Raw genomic sequence first — 18,198 nt, 5'->3', positions numbered from 1 at the left:
TGCGCCTGGTCCTGGGCCCCCGGGTCGTGGCGACACGGCTGCTGGCACCCCCGCTGTTTTGTTGCGGTGATTTGGGGACGGCGACACGCCGTGGTGTCGGCGTGTCGCCGTCCCATACTCACCGCGAACGACAGCCGCGGCGCCTAAGCCCCCAGGATCGTGGTCAGGAACTCCCCCGTCCACGCCAGCAGATCCCGCCCCACCAGCGGCTTCCCGCCGATCCTGGCCGTCGCCGGCCGGGGCACCAGCACCTGCTTGGTGGCGGGCTTGACCACGGACCTCGGGTAGAGCCGCCCCAGCCGCAGCTCCTGCGATTCGCGCAGCTCGACCGGTCCGAAGCGGATGTTGGAGCCCTGGAGCGTGATGTCGCCGACCCCGCAGGCCCGCGCCAGCAGCCGCAGCCCCGCGACCAGCAGCAGGTTCTCCACCGGCTCGGGCAGCTTGCCGTAGCGGTCGGTCAGCTCCTCGCGGACGTGGCGGATGTCCTCCTCGTTCGACGCCGAGGCGATGGCCCGGTACGCCTGCAGCCGCAGCCGCTCCCCCGGCGCGTAGTCGTGCGGGACATGCGCGTCCACCGGCAGCTCGATCTTGACCTCCAGCGGGGCCTCCTCCGGCTCCCCGCCCGCCTCCAGCGAGGCGCGGTAGTCGGCGACGGCCTCGCCCACCATCCGTACGTACAGGTCGAAGCCGACGCCCGCGATATGTCCTGACTGCTCGCCGCCGAGCAGATTGCCCGCGCCGCGGATCTCCAGGTCCTTCATCGCCACATACATGCCCGCGCCCATCTCGGTGTGCTGGGCGATGGTGGCCAGCCGCTCATGGGCGGTCTCGGTCAGGGGCTTCTCCGGCGGGTACAGGAAGTACGCGTATCCGCGCTCGCGCCCACGGCCGACGCGGCCGCGCAGCTGGTGCAGCTGGGAGAGGCCGAAGTTGTCGCCGCGCTCGACGATCAGCGTGTTGGCGTTGGAGATGTCGATACCGGACTCGACGATCGTCGTCGAGACGAGTACGTCGAACTTCTTCTCCCAGAAGTCGACGACGACCTGCTCCAGCACCGTCTCCGACATCTGGCCGTGGGCGGTGGCGATCCGCGCCTCGGGGACGATCTCGCGCAGCCGCGCCGCCGCCCGGTCGATGGACTCGACCCGGTTGTGGATGTAGAAGACCTGGCCCTCGCGCAGCAGCTCACGCCGGATGGCGGCGCCGATCTGCTTCTCCTCGTACGGGCCGACGAAGGTGAGCACCGGATGGCGCTCCTCCGGCGGGGTGGTGATCGTGGACATCTCGCGGATGCCGGTGACCGCCATCTCCAGGGTGCGCGGGATGGGGGTGGCGGACATGGTCAGCACGTCCACATTCGCCCGGAGCTTCTTCAGCTGCTCCTTGTGCTCGACGCCGAAACGCTGCTCCTCGTCCACGATGACCAGGCCCAGGTCCTTGAACTTGGTCTCGGACGAGAAGAGGCGGTGGGTGCCGATGACGATGTCGACCGCACCGTCCCGCAGCCCCTCCAGGACCGCCTTCGCCTCCGTGTCCGTCTGGAAGCGGGACAGCGCCTTCACGACCACGGGGAACTGGCCGTAACGCTCCGTGAAGGTGCCGAAGTGCTGCTGCACCAGCAGCGTCGTCGGCACCAGCACGGCGACCTGCTTGCCGTCCTGCACCGCCTTGAACGCCGCCCGCACCGCGATCTCGGTCTTGCCGTAGCCGACGTCGCCGCAGATCAGCCGGTCCATCGGAACCGACTTCTCCATGTCCTCCTTGACCTCGCCGATGGTCGTCAGCTGGTCCGGGGTCTCCGCGTACGGGAAGGCGTCCTCCAGCTCGCGCTGCCAGGGGGTGTCCGCGCCGAAGGCGTGGCCGGGCGCGGCCATACGGGCCGAGTAGAGCTTGATCAGGTCGGCCGCGATCTCCTTGACCGCCTTCTTCGCCCGCGCCTTGGTCTTGGTCCAGTCGGCGCCGCCGAGCCGGTGCAGGGTCGGGGCCTCGCCGCCCACGTACTTGGTGATCTGCTCCAGCTGGTCCGTCGGTACGAACAGCCGGTCGCCGGGCTGGCCCCGCTTGGCGGGCGCGTACTCGACGACCAGGTACTCGCGGGTGGCGCCCTGGACGGTGCGCTGCACCATCTCGATATAGCGGCCGACGCCGTGCTGCTCATGGACGATGAAATCGCCCGCCTGAAGGCTCAGCGGATCGATCGTCTTGCGCCGCCGGGCCGGCATCCGGGCGCCGTCCTTGCCCGCCGCCTTCTGCCCGGACAGGTCGGTCTCGGTCAGCACGGCCAGCTTGAGGCCCGGGTCCACGAAGCCGTACTCGATCGAACCGCAGGCCACATGCACCACGGACGGCTTGATCTCGGCGAGGTCCCCGTCCAGCCGCGCGGCGATCCCCTCGCCGCCCAGCACCTCGACCGTACGGGAGGCCGGGCCGTGGGCCTCGGTCACATACACCGTGTGCCAGCCGTCGGCCAGCCACCCCTTGGTGTCGGCGAGCGCGCGGGCGGTGTCGCCCCGGTAGGTCTCGGGCGCGCGCATGCCCAGCTTGAGCGTGGCATCGTCGTCGTCAATGTCCTCATCGGCCGCGAACGGGCTCACCGACCACCACATCATGCCCAGCTCACGCGCCCGGTCACGGACATCGGCGATGCCCCACAGCGAGGCCGCGCCCACGTCGATCGGCGCCTCCCCGCCACCGGCCGTGGCCGCCCAGGACGCCTGCAGAAACTCCTGACTCGTCGCCACCAGGTCCGCGGCCCTCGTCCGCACCCGCTCCGGGTCGCAGACCACGGCCATACTGCCCGCCGGCAACACATCCAGCAGCAGCTCCATGTCGTCCACGAGCACGGGCGCCAGCGACTCCATGCCCTCGACCGCGATCCCCTCGGCGATCTTGCCCAGCAGCTCGCCCAGCTCCGGATGCTCCTCGGCCAGCGCCGCGGCCCGCCGCCGCACCTCCTCCGTCAGCAGCAGCTCACGGCAGGGCGGGGCCCACAGCCCGTGCTCGGCGACCTCCAGGGATCTCTGGTCGGCGACCTTGAAATAACGGATCTCCTCGACATCGTCGCCCCAGAACTCGATCCGGAGCGGATGCTCCTCGGTCGGCGGAAAAACGTCCAGGATCCCGCCGCGCACCGCGAACTCGCCGCGCTTCTCGACCAGCTCCACCCGCGCGTAGGCGGCGGCCGCCAGCCCGTCGACGATTTCCTCCAGATCGGCGCTCTGCCCCGACCGCAGACTCACCGGCTCCAGGTCCCCGAGCCCCTTGACCTGCGGCTGCAACACCGACCGCACCGGCGCGACCACCACCGACACGGGACCTGCCGCCGGATCGTCCTTGCTGGGGTGCGCCAGCCGCCGCAGCACCGCCAGCCGCCGGCCGACCGTGTCCGACCGCGGCGACAGCCGCTCATGCGGCAGCGTCTCCCACGACGGGTACTCCACCACCCCGTCCGGCGGCAGCAGCGACCGCAGCGCGGCGGCCAGATCCTCGGCCTCCCGCCCCGTGGCCGTCACCGCCAGCACCGGCCGCCCGGCGGAGCGCGCCAGGGCGGCAACGGCAAAGGGCCGGGCGGCCGGCGGGCCGACCAGATCGACATGGTGCCGCCCACCGTTCGCGGCGGCCTGAACCGCCTCGGCGAGCGCGGGGTCCCGTACGACGGCGTCGAGCAGACCGGTAAGGCTCATAAGGGGCTATTCCATCCCGGAGGCGAACAACGCGAATGGCCCGACACGTCTCACGGGCCGGGGGTCTTCCAGAGTACGGCCCCCCGCCGACAACGTCCGCCGGGTCCGGCGTACGCCGGGGTGGGGCCCGCGCTCGCGGCCGCCGTCACGACCCGCGCCGGTGCGGGACCCCTCCCGGGCCCCACCTGCTAAACAGCTGCCCCAGCCCGCTCGCGCCCCTTGGAGGACGGACCTGATGACGCACGACGACCCAGCGCCTTCACGAGGAACCCGGCACGGCACGGGAACGCCTCGCTCGCGCCGCGCGGCAGCGCTGATGGCGGCCCTGCTGCTGGTGGCCACCGGATGCAGCGAAGGCAGGGGCGGGGGCGAGGACAAGGACTCCGTCAAACCACGCTCGACACGCTGGCGATACGACTACGTCACCCCGTCCCATGACGCGAGCCTGTTCGACATCGCCGCCGCGTCCAAGGACGAGGGCTGGGCCCTGGGGCGGGAGACGCTGGAGGGCGACACCGCCACGTACGTCCTGCTGCGCCGTCACGGCGCCACATGGCGGCGTACCGAGATGCCGCTGCGCCCCGAGACCGGGGCGGAACTCTCCAACACCCGACTGGCCGCCTCCGGTCCCGACAACGTGTGGCTGTTCGCCAGCCAGATCGAGATCGACGGCGTCGAGGCGAGAAACAAGCCGCAGGCAATGCGCTGGGACGGCCACCGATGGCGCAAGACCTCGGTCGACTTCGGCGTGCAGGATGTCGCCGTCCTGGCTCCCGACGACGTGTGGGCGCTGGACTCGACGACAGGGGCGGACGGCCCCGTGGCGCACCACTGGGACGGCAAGCGATGGACCAGGCACCTCCTGCCCGACCTAGCCAACGCGCTGTCCGCGAGCGGCCCGGACGACGTCTGGGCGGCGGGCTACGGCGAGGATCAGCCCGCGATCATGCACTTCGACGGGAAGAAGTGGCGGTCGGCCGCGACACCCGAATACCGCTCCCCCAAGCCGAAGCCGAACGAGAACGCCTCACTCACCGAGATAGTCGCCATCGACCGAGACCACGCCTGGGCGTTCGGCTCGCACAGCTACACCGTGGACGAAGACACCGCCGAGACGCACGACGAGGCGTTCGCGCTGCACTGGGACGGCAAGCGCTGGCGGAAGGCCCCGAAGGCCCTCGACAGCTCGGCGGAGATCCAGCCCTACCCCGCGATGTCGGCGACCCAGGACGGCGCGGGCGGGTTCGTCCTGGGCGGCCGGCAGCACCACACATCCGACGGCACCCTGCATGTGATCAAGGAGCCGAAGCCGGTCGCCGGCCGCTCCCAGAAGGTCACCAAGGCGGACCGGCGCCAACACTTCCGGCTCAGCGACCTGCAACTGGTGCCCGGCACCCACGAGATCTGGGCCGTCGGCTACGCCGAGAGCAGTGCCGACCCGGACTACATGCGCGGCGTGATCGCCTCCTACTCCACGGGCGGCTGACCCAGCCGCCCCATCGTCTACGCCAAAGGCGGGGTCGCGCACTCTGCGTGACTCACATCCTTCCTTCGGGTGATGATGGAGGCGGGGCGTGGTGGAGCCAGGAGTTTCGAAGTAACTTCAAAGTCATGGCAACTGAGAACGCTGCTGTGAACTTCTCCGAGCTGGTGAACAAGAACAAGCAGACGCTTGCCCGCCTCAAGGAATCGCCGCGGCTGCTCCTGCACCGAAGAGACGGGGAGGACCTGGTCCTCACCACAGCGGCACGAGCCGAGCAGGACCAGACCGTGGTGTCAGCCGCCACCCGGATGCTCACCGCGATGGCCCGGCGGGAGCCCGGCAGCATGGAACTGCTTCTGGACATACTGCCGGATGCCTTCCCCTGGGTCCGCTTCCTGCCCGAGGCCGACCTCCACGCCTTCGCCGTCGAACTGGCCGACACCATGCGGGCCGCGGACTCGGTCGGCAACAGTGCGTCCGTGGCTCAGATGCTCATCGCCTGGCAGCACACCGCCGAGATCCATTCCGACCCAGAGTTGCTGGCCGCACTGACCAGGGACCACGGCGAGGACTACGGCCCGGCACCGGACCCACGGGACGTCGCATGAGCGCGGGCCGCGGGGACCGCGCCGCGCCACCGGCACCCGAAGGCCACTGGGAGCAGTGGCAGCTCGAAGTGACCAGTGGAGGACGCCGGCAGCCCCTACTCGTCGACGGCCTGGCTCGTCAGACGGTAGACATCTTGCGAATCCGGCAGCACCTGTCCCTCGGCGTCAGCGGCCACGCCCCCGCCCCTCGGATCCTCCGGCTCCCCCACCCAGAACTGCACCGCTTCCCACGCGGAAAGGCCGGCGTCCCACGCCTCCTTCAAGCGCCCTCTCCACGCCCCTCGGGCCTCCCAACCGGCAACCCCCATGCCCCACCTGGGATAGAAGCCGGCCGCGTCCGTCGTCTCCGAGGCCCAGAGGTAGCCGATCAACCGACCGCGCAGGGTGACCGGGAAGCAGTGGACGGGTGCTTGGGAGACGCCCCGGAACTCGGTCCGCTCAAGGGTCCATGGGCTGAGGTCACCGAACTCCGTGGGGCGGCCCGTCCACGGCACGTCACCATCGACCATCCCTGATCCCCCTCGCGTAGTGGAGCCATGCGACCAGCACCATCAAAGCAGCGGTCACGCCGCCGAACGTCATGACCGTCGAAGGGGAAGACCGGTCGACAATGACGCCTCCGGCCAATGCCCCGAACGAAATGGTGGCCTGGAAGGACGCCGTGAACATCACGGATGACGCCTCCGGCGCATGGGGCGCCGCCTTGGCGAACCACGTCTGGGAGCAGACCGGGACGGCACCGTATGCCATTCCCCAGATCACCAGGAGAGCGATCGCGCCCGCTCGCCCTTGGCCGAGCACCGGCAGAAGCAGGGTCGCGGTGGAAATCATCGCCGCCGCGACCGCGAACGTGGCGCGCGGATAGCGGGCCGCACGGGATCCGCCCACGAAGTTGCCGACGATTCCCGCGGCTCCGTAGATGAACAGAGAGATGGTGATCAGGCCGGAACTAGCCTGGGTGACCTGCCCCAGGAATGGATTGATGTAGGTGTACGCGCCGAAGTGGGCGAGCACGATGAGAAACGTCGCGGCCAGTGCGAAACGTGTATTGACGTTCGGGAGCATGCCGCCGAGCACGCTCAGACGAGTCGCCTGCTCGGGTGGGAGCGGGGGCAGCACCAGAAGCAGCGCGACGAACACGGCGACGGCCAGAACCCCCATGACCACGAATGCCATCCGCCAGCTGGTGGCGTCCCCGATGAAGGTCCCCAGAGGAACGCCGAGCACCGACCCCAGGGGCACCGACGAGAAAATGACCGCCGTCGCGCGTCCCACCGAGTCGGCTGGTACGAGTCGGCTCGCCAGGCCGGCTCCAATGGACCAGAAGCCGCCGATGGTGATCCCCACCAGCACCCGGGACATGAGAACGAGCCAGTAGCCGGAGGCCGCCGCGGCGAGGAAGTTGGCCATGGCCAGCAAGAGGATGAAGGCACACAGCATCAGCCGACGGTCGATGCGCGCCGTGGCCGCGGTGACCAGAGGGGCGGAGAGCGCGGCCAGGAACCCGGGCATGGTCATCATCAGCCCGGCCATTCCGTCCGAGACGGTGAAGCTTGAGCCGATTGATGTCAGCAGGCCGATTGGCAGGATCTCCGTGGTGACGATGGAGAATATCCCCATCATCACCGAGACCACCGCCAGCCACGAAGTCAGGGGTGACCGACTGGCTGATTCGGGGGTTCCGGCGGCGGCCGCGGTGGCTGTGGGCATGAGTTTCCGCTCTTTGTCGGGCGCTCCATGAGCTGTGCGACCAACAGCCCATCAGGGACGCCGCCCGAATACTGGCGGGATTGCGACACCAACGGTGACTCAGAGGATGGTGTCATTTTCTCACCAGCGCCCGGCCCAGTGGACCTGCCTTGGGCTGTGGCGCCGGGATTACAGAGGCCAGGGGGTTACCTGGACGATGTACAAGCGCTCCTGTCTTACGACCGTCAGGTACCGGAACATCCCTCCCGGCAGGACTTCCTCCTGCACACCGGGCGACTGCCCTTGGTAGGCGGATGTGGGCGTCTGGGTGTACTCCCAGCCCCGGTCACGCATTGGCAACCTGCGCGCGTGCGGCCTGCATGATCTCCCGGATCTCATCCATGGCTGCCTGCCACTCCGGGTCCTCTTTGTTGAGCGTCTGGGCAGCGCGCTCGGCCGCATGCAGGCGCCGCGCTACGTCGGGAAACCGCTCGATCTCGATCACGGTGGCCCATTTGAGCTGGAACATCGCGATCGGCCCGAAGCTGTTGGACTGGGTGGCCATCGTGAAGACTGTGTCCCGCTCGGACGTCATCTCCGCCAGGCGGGAGGGCTCGACCTGCGCGAGTGCGGCATGTAGTGCGGGGAAGGACTTATCAGGTCTGGGGATCAGCGCGCCGCCATCATGGATCGGCTGCGTGGTCATGTGTCCTCTGCCCTCCAAGGGTGCCCCGATCACCGTACGGCAGGCGAGGGTCGAGTGAGCCCCTGACGCGATGGCTCCGCGCCAGGGACCGACAGACCCCTTCGACGCCGTCACGCGGCCTCGGCCAGCGTGAACGTGGCACCAGCCCCCGGCGCGAGCCACACCAACCGGGCGGAGACGCCCTTGCGTCGCCCGTAGTGCCACACCGCGCGCTCCGGCGAACCGAGCGACATCGTCACCGCCCCGCCCAGACCGATCACGTGCGCGCTGCTCGCGTCACGAAGAGGAGTTGGGCAGGGCGTACGCGACCATCGGGGCAATTCCCCGCCTTTGGGTGTGAGTTACACCATAGCCACGAGCTATGATCCAGTGAACCCAATCGATGGGATACGTCATAACACCCCTCGTGTGGGTGAACGGCACCACGCGTGAGCGAGAGGGAAAGCACGATGGCCCGGATCAAGCTTCCGCCGACCATTCGGCAACGTCGGCTGGGTGCCGAACTGCGTCGGCTACGGGAGCAGGCAGAGCTCAACGCTACACAGGCCGGCGTACTGCTCGGTTCATCCCAGTCGCGCGTCAGCAGTATCGAGTCCGGGGGTTACGCGGTGAGCGCCGACCGGGTACGCGCTATGGCGCGAGCGTACGGCTGTGCGGATCAGGCGCTGACCGAAGCGCTCGCGGAGATGACCGGCGGCCGGACCCGGGGCTGGTGGGACGAATACCGCGACATTCTCCCGCCGAGCATGCTCGACATGGCCGAGTTGGAGCACCACGCCCAGGCCATGCGAGTGGCATCCGTCATCCACATGCCGGGTGTCTTGCAGACCAGGGACCATGCTCACGCGATCATCAGCGCGGTCGAGCCGCCCCTCGCGCCACACGAGGTGGAGCACCGGGTCTCCCACCGGATCAAACGGCAGGCGGTGCTGCACGGCGAGCAGCCGACACCGCTGACCGCGACCATCCACGAGGCCGCTCTGCGGATGGAATTCGGTGGTCCGGGCGTCGCCCGCGCACAGCTTGATTACCTGCTGACGATGAGCGAACGGGAACACATCACCGTGCTGGTGGTCCCCTTCGGAGCGGGCGCCTTCCCCAACTCGGGGCAGGGAATCATCTACTGCTGCGGAGAAGTGCCGCGCCTGGACACCGTGCAGCTTGATACGGACCACGGCTCCGAGTTCCTGGACACCCAACCCCAACTCACCTGGTACCGCAGCACGCTGGACCGGATGGAAGCCCTCGCGTTGAAGCCCGCGCAGTCACGCGACATGATTCGCCGCGTCGCACAGGGCATCTAGCGAAGGAACGTCTGTGTCCACCTACAACTGGCGGAAGTCAACCTACAGCGGCAACGCGGGCAACTGCGTCAACGTCGCCGCCGACCGCGACGGCACGGTCCGTATACGCGAGAGCGACGCGCCGGACACCACGCTCACCGCCACGCCTGGCACGTTCAGCGCCTTCATACGCGCCGTCAAGGCAGACGCCTTCGGCCGGCTCACCACAGACTGAGCCAGCAGGCCCCCGGACACCCCACCCCTTTTGAAAACGCTTGACCTGAAGCAAGCGTTTTCAAAAGGGGTGGGGTGGGGCGGGCCCCCGGCGGCACCGCCGCCCACCGAACCCCCAGCACCCACCGAGCCCGCACCGCGCACCGGGCCGGGCCGCCCACCCCGCTCCCCGCCGGCCGCAGTGCGCCGAAGGCGCGAGACGGCGGGGAAGACGGCCGGGCCGAATGCCGCCCAGCGGCGCTGGGCCGTCGCCCCACGACGGCGCGGGCCGCGAGCACGGAGCCAGGTCACGGAGCCAGGTCACGGCGCCGCGCTCCGCTGCGGCCGGAGGCCGGGCACAGACTCACGCCGCGCGGCGGATCTCCTTGATCTTGAGCATGCGCGTGATGACCTTGTCGAGCTCGTCGTCCTGGAAGACCTTCTTCCAGTCGTCACGGACGATCGACTCACGCCCGTAGTCCATCGCGATCAGGCACGCGTCGGAGAACGGGTTGTCGCCCTTGAGCGTGTTGGCGAGGGCGACCTGGGTGTGGCCCAGCAGCATCGCGCGGGCGGCGGGCTCCGGGACGCCCACCGTGTGGACGGTCTCGTGCAGCGCCTCCGTCAGCAGCGCGCCGACCATGCAGGCGATGGTCTCGACGAGGGTGGGCTCGAGCACCGCCAGTTGCTTGACGGTGACCCAGTGGACGTCCACAACAGGCGCGTACATGGTGCGGATGACGGCCTCGGTCAGCTCGCGGGCCGCGGCGTCCTCGGACTCGAAGGCGGCGACGACCTCCTGGGGCGCGGCGATGCCGCCGAAGGTGTCGGCCCACTCCTCCTTGGTGGTGCGCTCCAGGAAGACCGAGGGGTGGCAGGGGTGCGCGCAGGCGTTGGAGACGTCGTCGCGGCGGGCGAGCAGGCCGGCGTAGGCGGCGGCCGGGTCGAGGGTGAGGACGACCGAACCGGGCTTCATCACCGGCACCAGCGCCTCGGACACCGCGCCGAGGACGCGGTCGGGGACGGCGAGGATGACGACGTCCGCCTGGGCGGCGGCCTTGTCGGAGTCGATGATCTCGCGGCCGAGCTCGGCCAGGATCTCCTGGCCCTTGGGGGAGTTCTCGCTGAACAGAACGCGGAAGTCGCTCTTTTCGAGGTTCGCCGAGACGCGCAGGCCCATCTTTCCGGCGGCGCCGACGACGGCGACGGTCTTGGGCTCGTGAGCGGTGGGGGTGGTCATGAGGCGCTCCTCATCAGGGCATCAGGGTGCATCAGGGTGTTCAAGGTGGTGACGCTGTGCTTGGTCCACGCGTCTTCGAGTCGGGCGGTCTCCTCGAAACCGCCCTGCCACGGGAGCCAGTGCTCCACGATCTGGTTGACGCCCCGCTCCTCGGGGCGGACCGCGCCGACCATGTGGCCGTAGTCGAGCAGGCCCTCACCCAGCGGGCAGCCGGCGAAGGTGAAGCCGACCCAGCCGTCGCGGCGGGTGAAGGAGAAGTCCTTGACGTGGATGTTGACCACGTACGGGGCGGTGCGGTCGATGACGTCGGCGGGCCGCTCCAGGCGGGCCACGCTGTTGCCGGGGTCGAGGCAGACGCCGAGGTGCGGGCTGTCGACGCCGGTGACGACGGCCAGCAGGTCGTCCGTGGAGACCTGTTCGTACGTCTCGAGGCCCAGCGTCACCCCGCGCTCGGCGTACCCGGGCAGCGCCTCGCGCAGCAGGGCGATGGCCTCGTCCACGGTCGGCCGGTGGTCGTTGGTGTTGAGCATGGAGCGGACGAAGGTCGCGCCCAGCTTGTCCGCCAGGTCGAGGTAGCGGAGCAGATGAGCCGGGCGGACCCCGCGGGTGCCGAGCTCCAGTTGGATGCCGAGTTCCCGGGCGAGGGCGCGGAGGTCCGCCAACTCGGCGTCGTCGAACGTCTCGATCAGCGGGTAGTCGCAGATCTGGAAGACGCCGACGCCCAGTTCGCGGGTGCGGTGCAGCATGTCCGGCAGCGTCAGACGCTGGGGCGCCTTGCCGGAGATCCGCCAGAAGAAGGCGTACGTGCTCAGGCCCAGGGCCATCTCACACACCCCCCGTGACAGGCGTCCCGTGCAGGGCCATCGCCTCGTCCAGGATCCGCTCGAACGCCGCCGGGTCGTGGGCGAAGCGGCCCAGGAAGAGCCCGCCGACCTCGGGGCCGAGCCGGGTGAGCAGCCCCGGCCCCGCGCTGCCGCCGTACACGACGCGACTGCCGGCCAGCGGCCCCCGCCCGTCGAGCCACGCGGACAGCGCGGCACAGACCGCGCGGATGTGCTCGGGCGAGGCCGGTTCGGGCGCGCCGATGGCCCACTGGGGCTCGTACGCCACGACCAGCGGGCCGAGCGCCCCGGCCCGCTCGGCGTCCGCGAGGGCGGACTCGACCTCGGCGACGCAGTGGGCGGCGGCCCGCTCGGCGTCGGTGCGCTCGGGTTCGCCGACGCACAGTACGGGCGTGAGGCCGCCTCGCAGGGCGGCGGCGGTCTTCGCGGCCACGACCGCCTCGTCCTCGTGGAAGAGGCGGCGCCGTTCGGCGTGTCCCACCTCGGCGTAGCCGCAGCCGATCTCCTTGAGCTGGGCGCCGCTGACCTCGCCGGTGTACGGCCCGGCGTCATGGGCGGCCAGGTCCTGGGCGCCGACCCGCACCCCGGTGCCGGCCAGCAGGCCGGCGGCCGGGACGAGGGTGGGGAAGGAGGGGAGGACGAACACCTCGGCCAGGCCGCCGGTGACGGCCGGGTGGCGGTCGGCGATGTCCGCGATGCGGCGGCACCAGTTGAGCGTTTCGTGGTGGCCGAAGTACATCTTGAGGCTGATGCCGATGGTGACGGCGGCGGGGCGTGGCATCAGGCGGCCGTGCCCTCTTCTTCATAGGCGCACATCAGCTCGACCTTGGCCGCCGAGGCCGAGGAGGTGTCGAAGCGGTAGGTGAGCCATTCGCGCACCAGGCGCCGGGCCAGCTCCAGGCCGACGACGCGCTGGCCGAAGGTGAGGACCTGGGCGTTGTTGCTGAGGATGGCGCGCTCGACGGAGAAGCTGTCGTGGGCGGTGACCGCCCGGATGCCCTTGACCTTGTTGGCGGCGATGGCCACGCCCAGGCCCGTGCCGCACACCAGCAGCGCGCGGTCGGCCTTGCCCGCCGCGACCAGTTCGGCGGCGGCGATGGCGACCTTGGGGTAGGCGGTGTGGCCGTCGGCGTCCACCCCCACGTCCTGGACCGACTCCACCAGCTCGCTGGCCTCCAGGTCCTTCTTCAGGACCTCCTTGTAGTCGTAGCCGGCGTCGTCGGAGCCGACGACGATACGGAGCTTGTCGTTGACCTCAGCCATCTCAGCCATCTCAGCTACCTCAGCCTTCTCAATCGTTCTTCGCAGCGAGTACGCCGTGCACGGCGCGGGCGATCAGGGCCAGGGACACCGCACCGGCGTCCGGGGTGCCCAGGGACTTCTCCGCGTGCGGGCGGGCGCGGCCCAGGCGCGGGAGGAGTTCGGCGGTGGCCTTGGCGGCGGCCTCGGCGGCGGTGGCCGCGGCGTCCCAGGCGGCGGCGAGGGGCTGCCCCTCGGCCACGGCCTCGCCGAGCGCGCCGGCCAGCGGGACCAGCACGTCGACCATCGTCTTGTCGCCGACCTCCGCCTTGCCGAGCCGCATCACGCCGTCGGCGGCGGCGGCCACACCGGTGGCGACGGCGGCCGCGTCGGGCCGGTCTGCGTCGCCGAGGGCGGTGCCGACCTGGCGCAGGATCACGCCCCACAGGGCGCCGGAGGTGCCGCCGGCCCGGTCGGCCCAGGCGTCGGCGGCGTGGCACAGCAGGGTGCCGGCGCCCGCGCCGAGGCCCAGGGCGCGGCGCCCCGCCTCGTACGCGGCCTCGGCACCGCGCCGCATGCCGATTCCGTGGTCACCGTCGCCCGCGACGGCGTCGATGCGGCCGAGCTCGTCGGCGTGCTCGGCGACGGTCCGTACGACGGCGGCCAGCGCGTCCAGCGCCGTACGGGCCGCGGCGCGCGACTCCTCGCTCGCGGCGGGGACGGTGATCTGCTCGGGCTGTTCCTCAGGGCTCTCAGGGCTCTCAGGGCTCTCAGGGCTGATGTCCGCGGTCGGCCCCAGCGCCCCCTTGCGGTACGCGGGCGCGTCGGCCGGGGCCGTCCACAGCGGCTCCAGCTCCTCGGTCAGCCAGAAGAGGGTGAGCGAGACGCCCGCCATGTCGAAGCTGGTGACGAGCTCGCCGACCTCCGGGTCGACGGCCACCACACCCGCCTCGTCCAGCAGCCGGGCCACCCTGCGGTAGACCACGAACAGCTCTTCGTACTTGACCGCGCCGAGCCCGTTGAGGATCACGCCCGCGCGCAGCCCGCGCGGGGTGTCCACGCCCTCCGGCAGTTCGGCCAGCAGCGTGGAGACCAGCAGTTCGGCCGCCTCGTCGGCGGTGGGCACCGCGGCCTCGGACAGACCGGGCTCGCCGTGGATGCCCAGGCCCACCGCCATCCGGCCCCCGGGGACGGTGAACAGCGGGGCGTCGGCGCCGGGCAGGGTGCAGCCGGAGAAGGCGATGCCGAACGAGCGGGTTCGGGCATTGGCCAGCTCGGCGAGGCGTACGACCTCGTCGAGGGGCAGACCCGCCTCGGCCGCCGCGGCGGCGGTCTTGAACACCGCGAGGTCTCCGGCGACCCCGCGGCGCTTGGCGGACTCTTCAGCCGGGGCGCTGGAGATGTCGTCGGTGACGACGACCGTCCGGCAGTCGATGCCCTCGGCGTTCAGCCGCTCCTCGGCCTGTCCGAAGTGCAGCACGTCACCGGCGTAATTGCCGAAGGTCAGCAGCACCCCGCCGCCGCCGTGCGCGGCCTTGGCGACCTGGTGGGCCTGCTGGGCCGAGGGCGAGGCGAAGACGTTGCCGACCGCGGCGCCATGGGCCAGGCCCCGGCCGACCAGGCCGGAGAAGGCCGGGTAGTGGCCGGAGCCGCCGCCGATGACGACCGCCACCTGGCCCGGGGCCGTGGGGGTGGCGCGGACGACACCGCCGGGCACGCGCCGCACCCATCTGCGGTGGGCGGCGACGAAGCCCTCCAGGGCCTCGTCCGCGAAGGCGGCGGGGGTGTTGAACAGTCGAGTCATGGCAGGCGGCCTCCGGGCCACGGTGAGGGGTGGTGACGGTCAGTGCCCGGTCGGTCAGTGCCCGGTCGTGATCAGCTCCTGCTCCGCGTCCGCGGCCTGTGGCAGGGGCCGGGTGGAGAGCCAGAGCATCAGGACGGCCGACAGGAGCATGAAGCCGCCGACGACGAAGAGCGGGAGGTAGTAGGAGCCGCTGAAGTCCTTGAGCCAGCCGGTGATGTAGCTGGCGGCGAAGCCCGCGACATTGCCCATGGTGTTGATCAGGGCGATACCGGCGGCCGCGGCGGCTCCGGTGAGGAACTGGGACGGCAGCGACCAGAAGACGGGCAGGGCGGCGAAGATCGAGCACGCGGTGACGGTGATGACCGCGATGGTCGCGCTCGGGGAGCCCATGTAGAGGGCGAGCGGGATGCTGATTCCGCCGAGCGCCGCCGGCCCCGCGACATGCCAGGCGCGCGTCCCGTGCCGGGTGGCGTGCCGGGACCAGAAGAACAGGGCGATGGCGGCGGGGAGGTACGGGATGGCGGTGATCAGACCCTTGTCCAGCACGGAGAAGTGGGTGCCGTACTGCTCCTCGAAGCCGCTGATGATCGTGGGGAGGAAGAACGCCAGGGCGTAGAGGCCGTAGATGAAGCCGAAGTAGACGAGGGAGAGGACCCAGACCCGGCCGCTGGTGAACGCGGCCTTGAGCGCACCGCGCCCGCCGTGCCCGCCGTTCCCGGAGGCTGCCTTCGCGCCGTCCGTCTTCGTGCCGTTCTCGCGCGCCAGCTCGGCCGTGAGCCAGTCCTTCTCGTCCTGGGTCAGCCACTTCGCGTCGGCCGGCCGGTCGATCAGATAGAACCAGGCGATGATGCCGAGCAGGATCGCGGGGACGGAAACACCGAGGAACATGAAGCGCCAGCCGTCCAGGCCGAACGCCCCGTGCTGGTTGATCAGCAGCCCGGCGAGCGGGGCGCCGATCACCGTGGTCAGCGGCTGGGCCAGGTAGAACAGCGCCAGGATCTTGGTGCGGTGGCGGGCCGGGACCCACTGGCTGAGGTAGAGGATCGCCCCGGGAAAGAAGCCCGCCTCGGCGACGCCGAGCAGAAAGCGCAGCCCGTACAGCTGCCCGGTGCTCTGCACCCAGGTGAACAGCAGGGAGACGATCCCCCAGGTGACCATGATCCGGGCCAGCCAGCGGCGGGCGCCGAACCGGTGCAGGGCCATGTTGCTGGGCACTTCCAGCAGGATGTAGCCGATGAAGAAGACGCCGGAGGCCAGTCCGAACTGAGCCGCCGAGAGGCCGAGGTCATCGCCCATGCCGTTGGGCTCGGCGAACGAGACCGCGGTCCGGTCCAGGAAGTTCACGAAGAACATCAGGGCGACGAAGGGGACGAGACGCCGCGCGACCTTCCTGACGGCCGATCTCTCGACGTCCCGTATGACGGGGGATGGGGCGACAGTGCCCATGGCGGCTCCTGACTGAGCGGACGGCTTTGTCCTGCGGGGTGGCTACACGCTAAGTCACGCTCCGAAAATTGGTCACCAATTAACCAAAGTGATGTGTGTCGCTTTTGAAACCCTTGACGGGCGGCCCTCCAGCGCCTACGTCAGCACTGCCGCCCCAGGCCGTCGCCGCTGGTGATGTACTAGGGGGTCGGTATGTCCGAGGACCCGAGTCCATGAGGGGAAAACGCCACGTGAGCGCCGAGCCCGACCAGCCGAACTTCACCGCGCTGCTGCGCCCGGTCGTCCGGGAGTCATCGGTCAGCGAGGTCGCCAAGCGGCTGCTGGACCACCTCTCCGAGGGCCACCTGAAGCCCGGCACCCGGCTGCCCGCCGAGCGCCAGCTGGCCGAGGCGCTCAATGTCGCCCGTTCCAGTGTGCGGGGTGCGCTCTCGGCGCTCGATGTGCTCGGCATCATCGAGATCCGCCCCGGCTCCGGCTCCTACGTACGCGCCGGGACGTCGGAGTTCCTGCCCCGGGCCATCAACTGGGGGCTGATGCTCGGCCAGCGCCGCACCCATGACCTGGTCGAGGTGCGCACCTTCATGGAGGCCATGTCCGCCCGGCTGGCCGCCGAGCGCGCCGAGGACGCGGACGTCGAACGGCTCGAGGCGCATCTGGAGCGGATGCGGGAGGCGGGCGGCGACGTCACGGCGTTCATCGACGCCGACATCGCCTTCCACCTGGAAACCGCCACCATCGCGCGCAACACCGTCCTCAGCGACATCCTCCACAGCATCCGCTCGCTGCTCCAGGTGTGGATGGAGCGCGCGGGCGACATCGAGGGCACGGTGGCCGGGACGCTGAAGGAACACGGCGCGATCCTCCAGGCCATCCGCGACCGCGATCCGCAGGCGGCCGAGCGGGCCATGGCGGATCACATGCAGTGCGCGAGCGAGCGGCTGTGGTCCTCGCTGAGCGCGGAGGAGGACGGGGAGACGACGGGCGGCGCCGCGTCGTAGGCAGGCGTCGCGTCGTAGGCAGGCGGAGCGCGGGCCACCGTATTGGCCCATCTCAAGGCGCGGCCGAACCCGGCATGCGCCCAGACTGATGCACATGGCAGAGCGAGAGCGGCACACCTCTCCCCCGAAGGCGGACCGCCCACCCCGCAGGACCGGCGCGGCGGAAGCGGCCGCCTGCGCCAGCGAACGGCTCGCCGCTCTGATAACCCACCCCGCCGAGGGCGTCAGTGCCGTGTGCCGGGTCGAGAACGGCTGGCGCGTCAGCGTGGACGTCGTGGAAGTCGCCCGGATCCCCGACACGACCAGCCTGCTGGCCACCTACGAGGTGGACATCGACGAGCGCGGTGAGCTCCGTGAGTACCGGAGAGTCCGCCGCTATCGGCGCGGCTCGGCCGACGACTGCTGACCGGCCGGGCCAGGCCGGGCGAGCCCGGCCGACGCCCAGGGCCGAGCCATCGAAAGGACGCTCCGATCATGGCCCCCACCTACGCCCCCACCCACACCGACGACGTCGTCTGCATCTCCCGCTCGGGCAACCTCTACGACGTCCTCGAACTCATCCTCGACCGCGGCATGGTGATCGACGTCTTCCTCCGGGTCTCCCTGGTCGGCATCGAGATCCTGAAGGTCGACGCCCGGATCGTCGTGGCGAGCGTGGACACGTACCTGCGCTTCGCCGAGGCCTGCAACCGCCTGGACCTGGAATTCGACCGCAGCAGCACGACCGTGCCCGAACTGCTGGGCGCGGGCAAGGCCGGCCTCGGCAAGAAGGTGGCCAAGAAGTCGGCCAAGAAGGCGGTGGAGACCGTGGGCGGCAAGGTCAAGAAGGCCGTGACCGGCCGTGACGAGGAGGACGAGGACGAGGAGGAGGGCCGGGACGAGGACCGGTACGAGGAGCGCCGCCCGCGGGGGCGCCCGCCCGCCCGCTCCCGCCACCGCCGTACCGAGGACGAGGAGGACTGAC

Annotated in this window: 18 protein-coding genes; 7 read left to right on the top strand and 11 right to left on the bottom strand. The window is 70.4% G+C overall.

The window, feature by feature from the left end; translation table 11 throughout:
- Positions 1 to 143: 143 nt before the first annotated feature.
- A complete protein-coding gene (gene mfd / locus ACFV2X_RS22610) occupies positions 144 to 3,683 on the bottom strand; it encodes a transcription-repair coupling factor (protein ID WP_385619191.1) in 3,540 nt (1,179 codons plus the stop codon).
- A gap of 235 nt (positions 3,684 to 3,918) precedes the next feature.
- Between mfd and ACFV2X_RS22605 the strand changes: the two genes are divergently transcribed.
- Both ACFV2X_RS22605 and ACFV2X_RS22600 read left to right on the top strand, forming a co-directional pair.
- The gene (locus ACFV2X_RS22605) at positions 3,919 to 5,169 is read left to right on the top strand and encodes a hypothetical protein (RefSeq protein ID WP_385619190.1); all 1,251 of its coding nucleotides are present in this window, start codon (positions 3,919 to 3,921) and stop codon (positions 5,167 to 5,169) included.
- 125 nt (positions 5,170 to 5,294) lie between these two features.
- Positions 5,295 to 5,774, top strand: coding sequence for a hypothetical protein (locus tag ACFV2X_RS22600; RefSeq protein WP_385619187.1), 480 nt, complete (start codon positions 5,295 to 5,297; stop codon positions 5,772 to 5,774).
- A 95-nt stretch (positions 5,775 to 5,869) separates the two neighbouring features.
- On the opposite strand, the gene ACFV2X_RS22595 is transcribed toward ACFV2X_RS22600, so the two are convergent.
- The 4 genes from ACFV2X_RS22595 to ACFV2X_RS22580 form a co-directional block, all read right to left on the bottom strand.
- The gene (locus ACFV2X_RS22595) at positions 5,870 to 6,283 is read right to left on the bottom strand and encodes a hypothetical protein (RefSeq protein ID WP_385619185.1); all 414 of its coding nucleotides are present in this window, start codon (positions 6,281 to 6,283) and stop codon (positions 5,870 to 5,872) included.
- Positions 6,270 to 7,484 (bottom strand): MFS transporter, encoded by a 1,215-nt coding sequence (locus ACFV2X_RS22590; protein ID WP_385619182.1) that lies wholly within the window; start codon positions 7,482 to 7,484, stop codon positions 6,270 to 6,272. Before ACFV2X_RS22590 ends, ACFV2X_RS22595 begins: the two co-directional genes overlap by 14 nt.
- Before the next feature lie 325 nt (positions 7,485 to 7,809).
- Positions 7,810 to 8,169: a hypothetical protein gene (locus ACFV2X_RS22585; protein WP_385619179.1), complete on the bottom strand. Its 360-nt coding sequence runs from the start codon at positions 8,167 to 8,169 to the stop codon at positions 7,810 to 7,812.
- A 110-nt stretch (positions 8,170 to 8,279) separates the two neighbouring features.
- Entirely contained in the window at positions 8,280 to 8,429 is a 150-nt protein-coding gene (locus tag ACFV2X_RS22580) for a hypothetical protein (RefSeq protein ID WP_385619177.1), read from the bottom strand.
- A 189-nt stretch (positions 8,430 to 8,618) separates the two neighbouring features.
- Here ACFV2X_RS22580 and ACFV2X_RS22575 point away from each other — a divergent pair, with 189 nt between their 5' ends.
- Entirely contained in the window at positions 8,619 to 9,473 is an 855-nt protein-coding gene (locus ACFV2X_RS22575; protein ID WP_385619175.1) for a helix-turn-helix domain-containing protein, read from the top strand.
- A gap of 13 nt (positions 9,474 to 9,486) precedes the next feature.
- Positions 9,487 to 9,687, top strand: a complete 201-nt coding sequence (locus tag ACFV2X_RS22570; RefSeq protein ID WP_385619174.1) for a DUF397 domain-containing protein — start codon at positions 9,487 to 9,489, stop codon at positions 9,685 to 9,687.
- Positions 9,688 to 10,029: 342 nt separating this feature from the next.
- Here the strand turns inward: ACFV2X_RS22570 and ACFV2X_RS22565 are convergent, their stop codons facing one another.
- Genes ACFV2X_RS22565 through ACFV2X_RS22540 form a run of 6 tightly spaced genes read right to left on the bottom strand, consistent with a single transcriptional unit; the run spans position 10,030 to position 16,236 of the window.
- Entirely contained in the window at positions 10,030 to 10,905 is an 876-nt protein-coding gene (locus tag ACFV2X_RS22565; protein WP_385619172.1) for a phosphogluconate dehydrogenase C-terminal domain-containing protein, read from the bottom strand.
- Positions 10,902 to 11,729, bottom strand: a complete 828-nt coding sequence (locus tag ACFV2X_RS22560) for a sugar phosphate isomerase/epimerase family protein (RefSeq protein WP_385619170.1) — start codon at positions 11,727 to 11,729, stop codon at positions 10,902 to 10,904. Before ACFV2X_RS22560 ends, ACFV2X_RS22565 begins: the two co-directional genes overlap by 4 nt.
- 1 nt (position 11,730) lies before the next feature.
- Positions 11,731 to 12,528, bottom strand: a complete 798-nt coding sequence (locus ACFV2X_RS22555) for a triose-phosphate isomerase family protein (RefSeq protein ID WP_385619168.1) — start codon at positions 12,526 to 12,528, stop codon at positions 11,731 to 11,733.
- Positions 12,528 to 13,019: a ribose-5-phosphate isomerase gene (locus ACFV2X_RS22550; RefSeq protein WP_385619166.1), complete on the bottom strand. Its 492-nt coding sequence runs from the start codon at positions 13,017 to 13,019 to the stop codon at positions 12,528 to 12,530. The genes ACFV2X_RS22555 and ACFV2X_RS22550 overlap by 1 nt, the downstream gene beginning before the upstream one ends.
- Positions 13,020 to 13,038: 19 nt before the next feature.
- A complete protein-coding gene (locus ACFV2X_RS22545; protein WP_385619164.1) occupies positions 13,039 to 14,790 on the bottom strand; it encodes a dihydroxyacetone kinase family protein in 1,752 nt (583 codons plus the stop codon).
- A 54-nt stretch (positions 14,791 to 14,844) separates the two neighbouring features.
- Positions 14,845 to 16,236, bottom strand: coding sequence for an MFS transporter (locus ACFV2X_RS22540; RefSeq protein ID WP_385619162.1), 1,392 nt, complete (start codon positions 16,234 to 16,236; stop codon positions 14,845 to 14,847).
- Positions 16,237 to 16,466: 230 nt separating this feature from the next.
- Between ACFV2X_RS22540 and ACFV2X_RS22535 the strand changes: the two genes are divergently transcribed.
- From ACFV2X_RS22535 to gvpJ, 3 genes are all read left to right on the top strand, one after another.
- Positions 16,467 to 17,234, top strand: coding sequence for a FadR/GntR family transcriptional regulator (locus tag ACFV2X_RS22535; protein WP_385619159.1), 768 nt, complete (start codon positions 16,467 to 16,469; stop codon positions 17,232 to 17,234).
- Positions 17,235 to 17,328: 94 nt separating this feature from the next.
- Positions 17,329 to 17,640, top strand: a complete 312-nt coding sequence (gvpO, locus tag ACFV2X_RS22530) for a gas vesicle protein GvpO (RefSeq protein ID WP_385619157.1) — start codon at positions 17,329 to 17,331, stop codon at positions 17,638 to 17,640.
- A gap of 68 nt (positions 17,641 to 17,708) precedes the next feature.
- Positions 17,709 to 18,197 (top strand): gas vesicle protein GvpJ, encoded by a 489-nt coding sequence (gene gvpJ, locus ACFV2X_RS22525; protein ID WP_385619155.1) that lies wholly within the window; start codon positions 17,709 to 17,711, stop codon positions 18,195 to 18,197.
- Position 18,198 lies beyond the last annotated feature (1 nt).

This window comes from Streptomyces sp. NPDC059679 (genome assembly GCF_042734105.1).
Classification (GTDB): Bacteria; Actinomycetota; Actinomycetes; order Streptomycetales; family Streptomycetaceae; genus Streptomyces.
Note: the sequence above shows the minus strand (reverse complement) of the source record. Positions and strands in the feature narration are given on the sequence as shown.

Coding starts and splice junctions, on each gene's coding strand:
- mfd (WP_385619191.1), bottom strand. CDS start 3,683: ATGAGCCTTACCGGTCTGCTCGACGCCGTCGTACGGGACCCCGCGCTC.
- ACFV2X_RS22605 (WP_385619190.1), top strand. CDS start 3,919: ATGACGCACGACGACCCAGCGCCTTCACGAGGAACCCGGCACGGCACG.
- ACFV2X_RS22600 (WP_385619187.1), top strand. CDS start 5,295: ATGGCAACTGAGAACGCTGCTGTGAACTTCTCCGAGCTGGTGAACAAG.
- ACFV2X_RS22595 (WP_385619185.1), bottom strand. CDS start 6,283: ATGGTCGATGGTGACGTGCCGTGGACGGGCCGCCCCACGGAGTTCGGT.
- ACFV2X_RS22590 (WP_385619182.1), bottom strand. CDS start 7,484: ATGCCCACAGCCACCGCGGCCGCCGCCGGAACCCCCGAATCAGCCAGT.
- ACFV2X_RS22585 (WP_385619179.1), bottom strand. CDS start 8,169: ATGACCACGCAGCCGATCCATGATGGCGGCGCGCTGATCCCCAGACCT.
- ACFV2X_RS22575 (WP_385619175.1), top strand. CDS start 8,619: ATGGCCCGGATCAAGCTTCCGCCGACCATTCGGCAACGTCGGCTGGGT.
- ACFV2X_RS22565 (WP_385619172.1), bottom strand. CDS start 10,905: ATGACCACCCCCACCGCTCACGAGCCCAAGACCGTCGCCGTCGTCGGC.
- ACFV2X_RS22560 (WP_385619170.1), bottom strand. CDS start 11,729: ATGGCCCTGGGCCTGAGCACGTACGCCTTCTTCTGGCGGATCTCCGGC.
- ACFV2X_RS22555 (WP_385619168.1), bottom strand. CDS start 12,528: ATGCCACGCCCCGCCGCCGTCACCATCGGCATCAGCCTCAAGATGTAC.
- ACFV2X_RS22550 (WP_385619166.1), bottom strand. CDS start 13,019: ATGGCTGAGATGGCTGAGGTCAACGACAAGCTCCGTATCGTCGTCGGC.
- ACFV2X_RS22545 (WP_385619164.1), bottom strand. CDS start 14,790: ATGACTCGACTGTTCAACACCCCCGCCGCCTTCGCGGACGAGGCCCTG.
- ACFV2X_RS22540 (WP_385619162.1), bottom strand. CDS start 16,236: ATGGGCACTGTCGCCCCATCCCCCGTCATACGGGACGTCGAGAGATCG.
- gvpO (WP_385619157.1), top strand. CDS start 17,329: ATGGCAGAGCGAGAGCGGCACACCTCTCCCCCGAAGGCGGACCGCCCA.
- gvpJ (WP_385619155.1), top strand. CDS start 17,709: ATGGCCCCCACCTACGCCCCCACCCACACCGACGACGTCGTCTGCATC.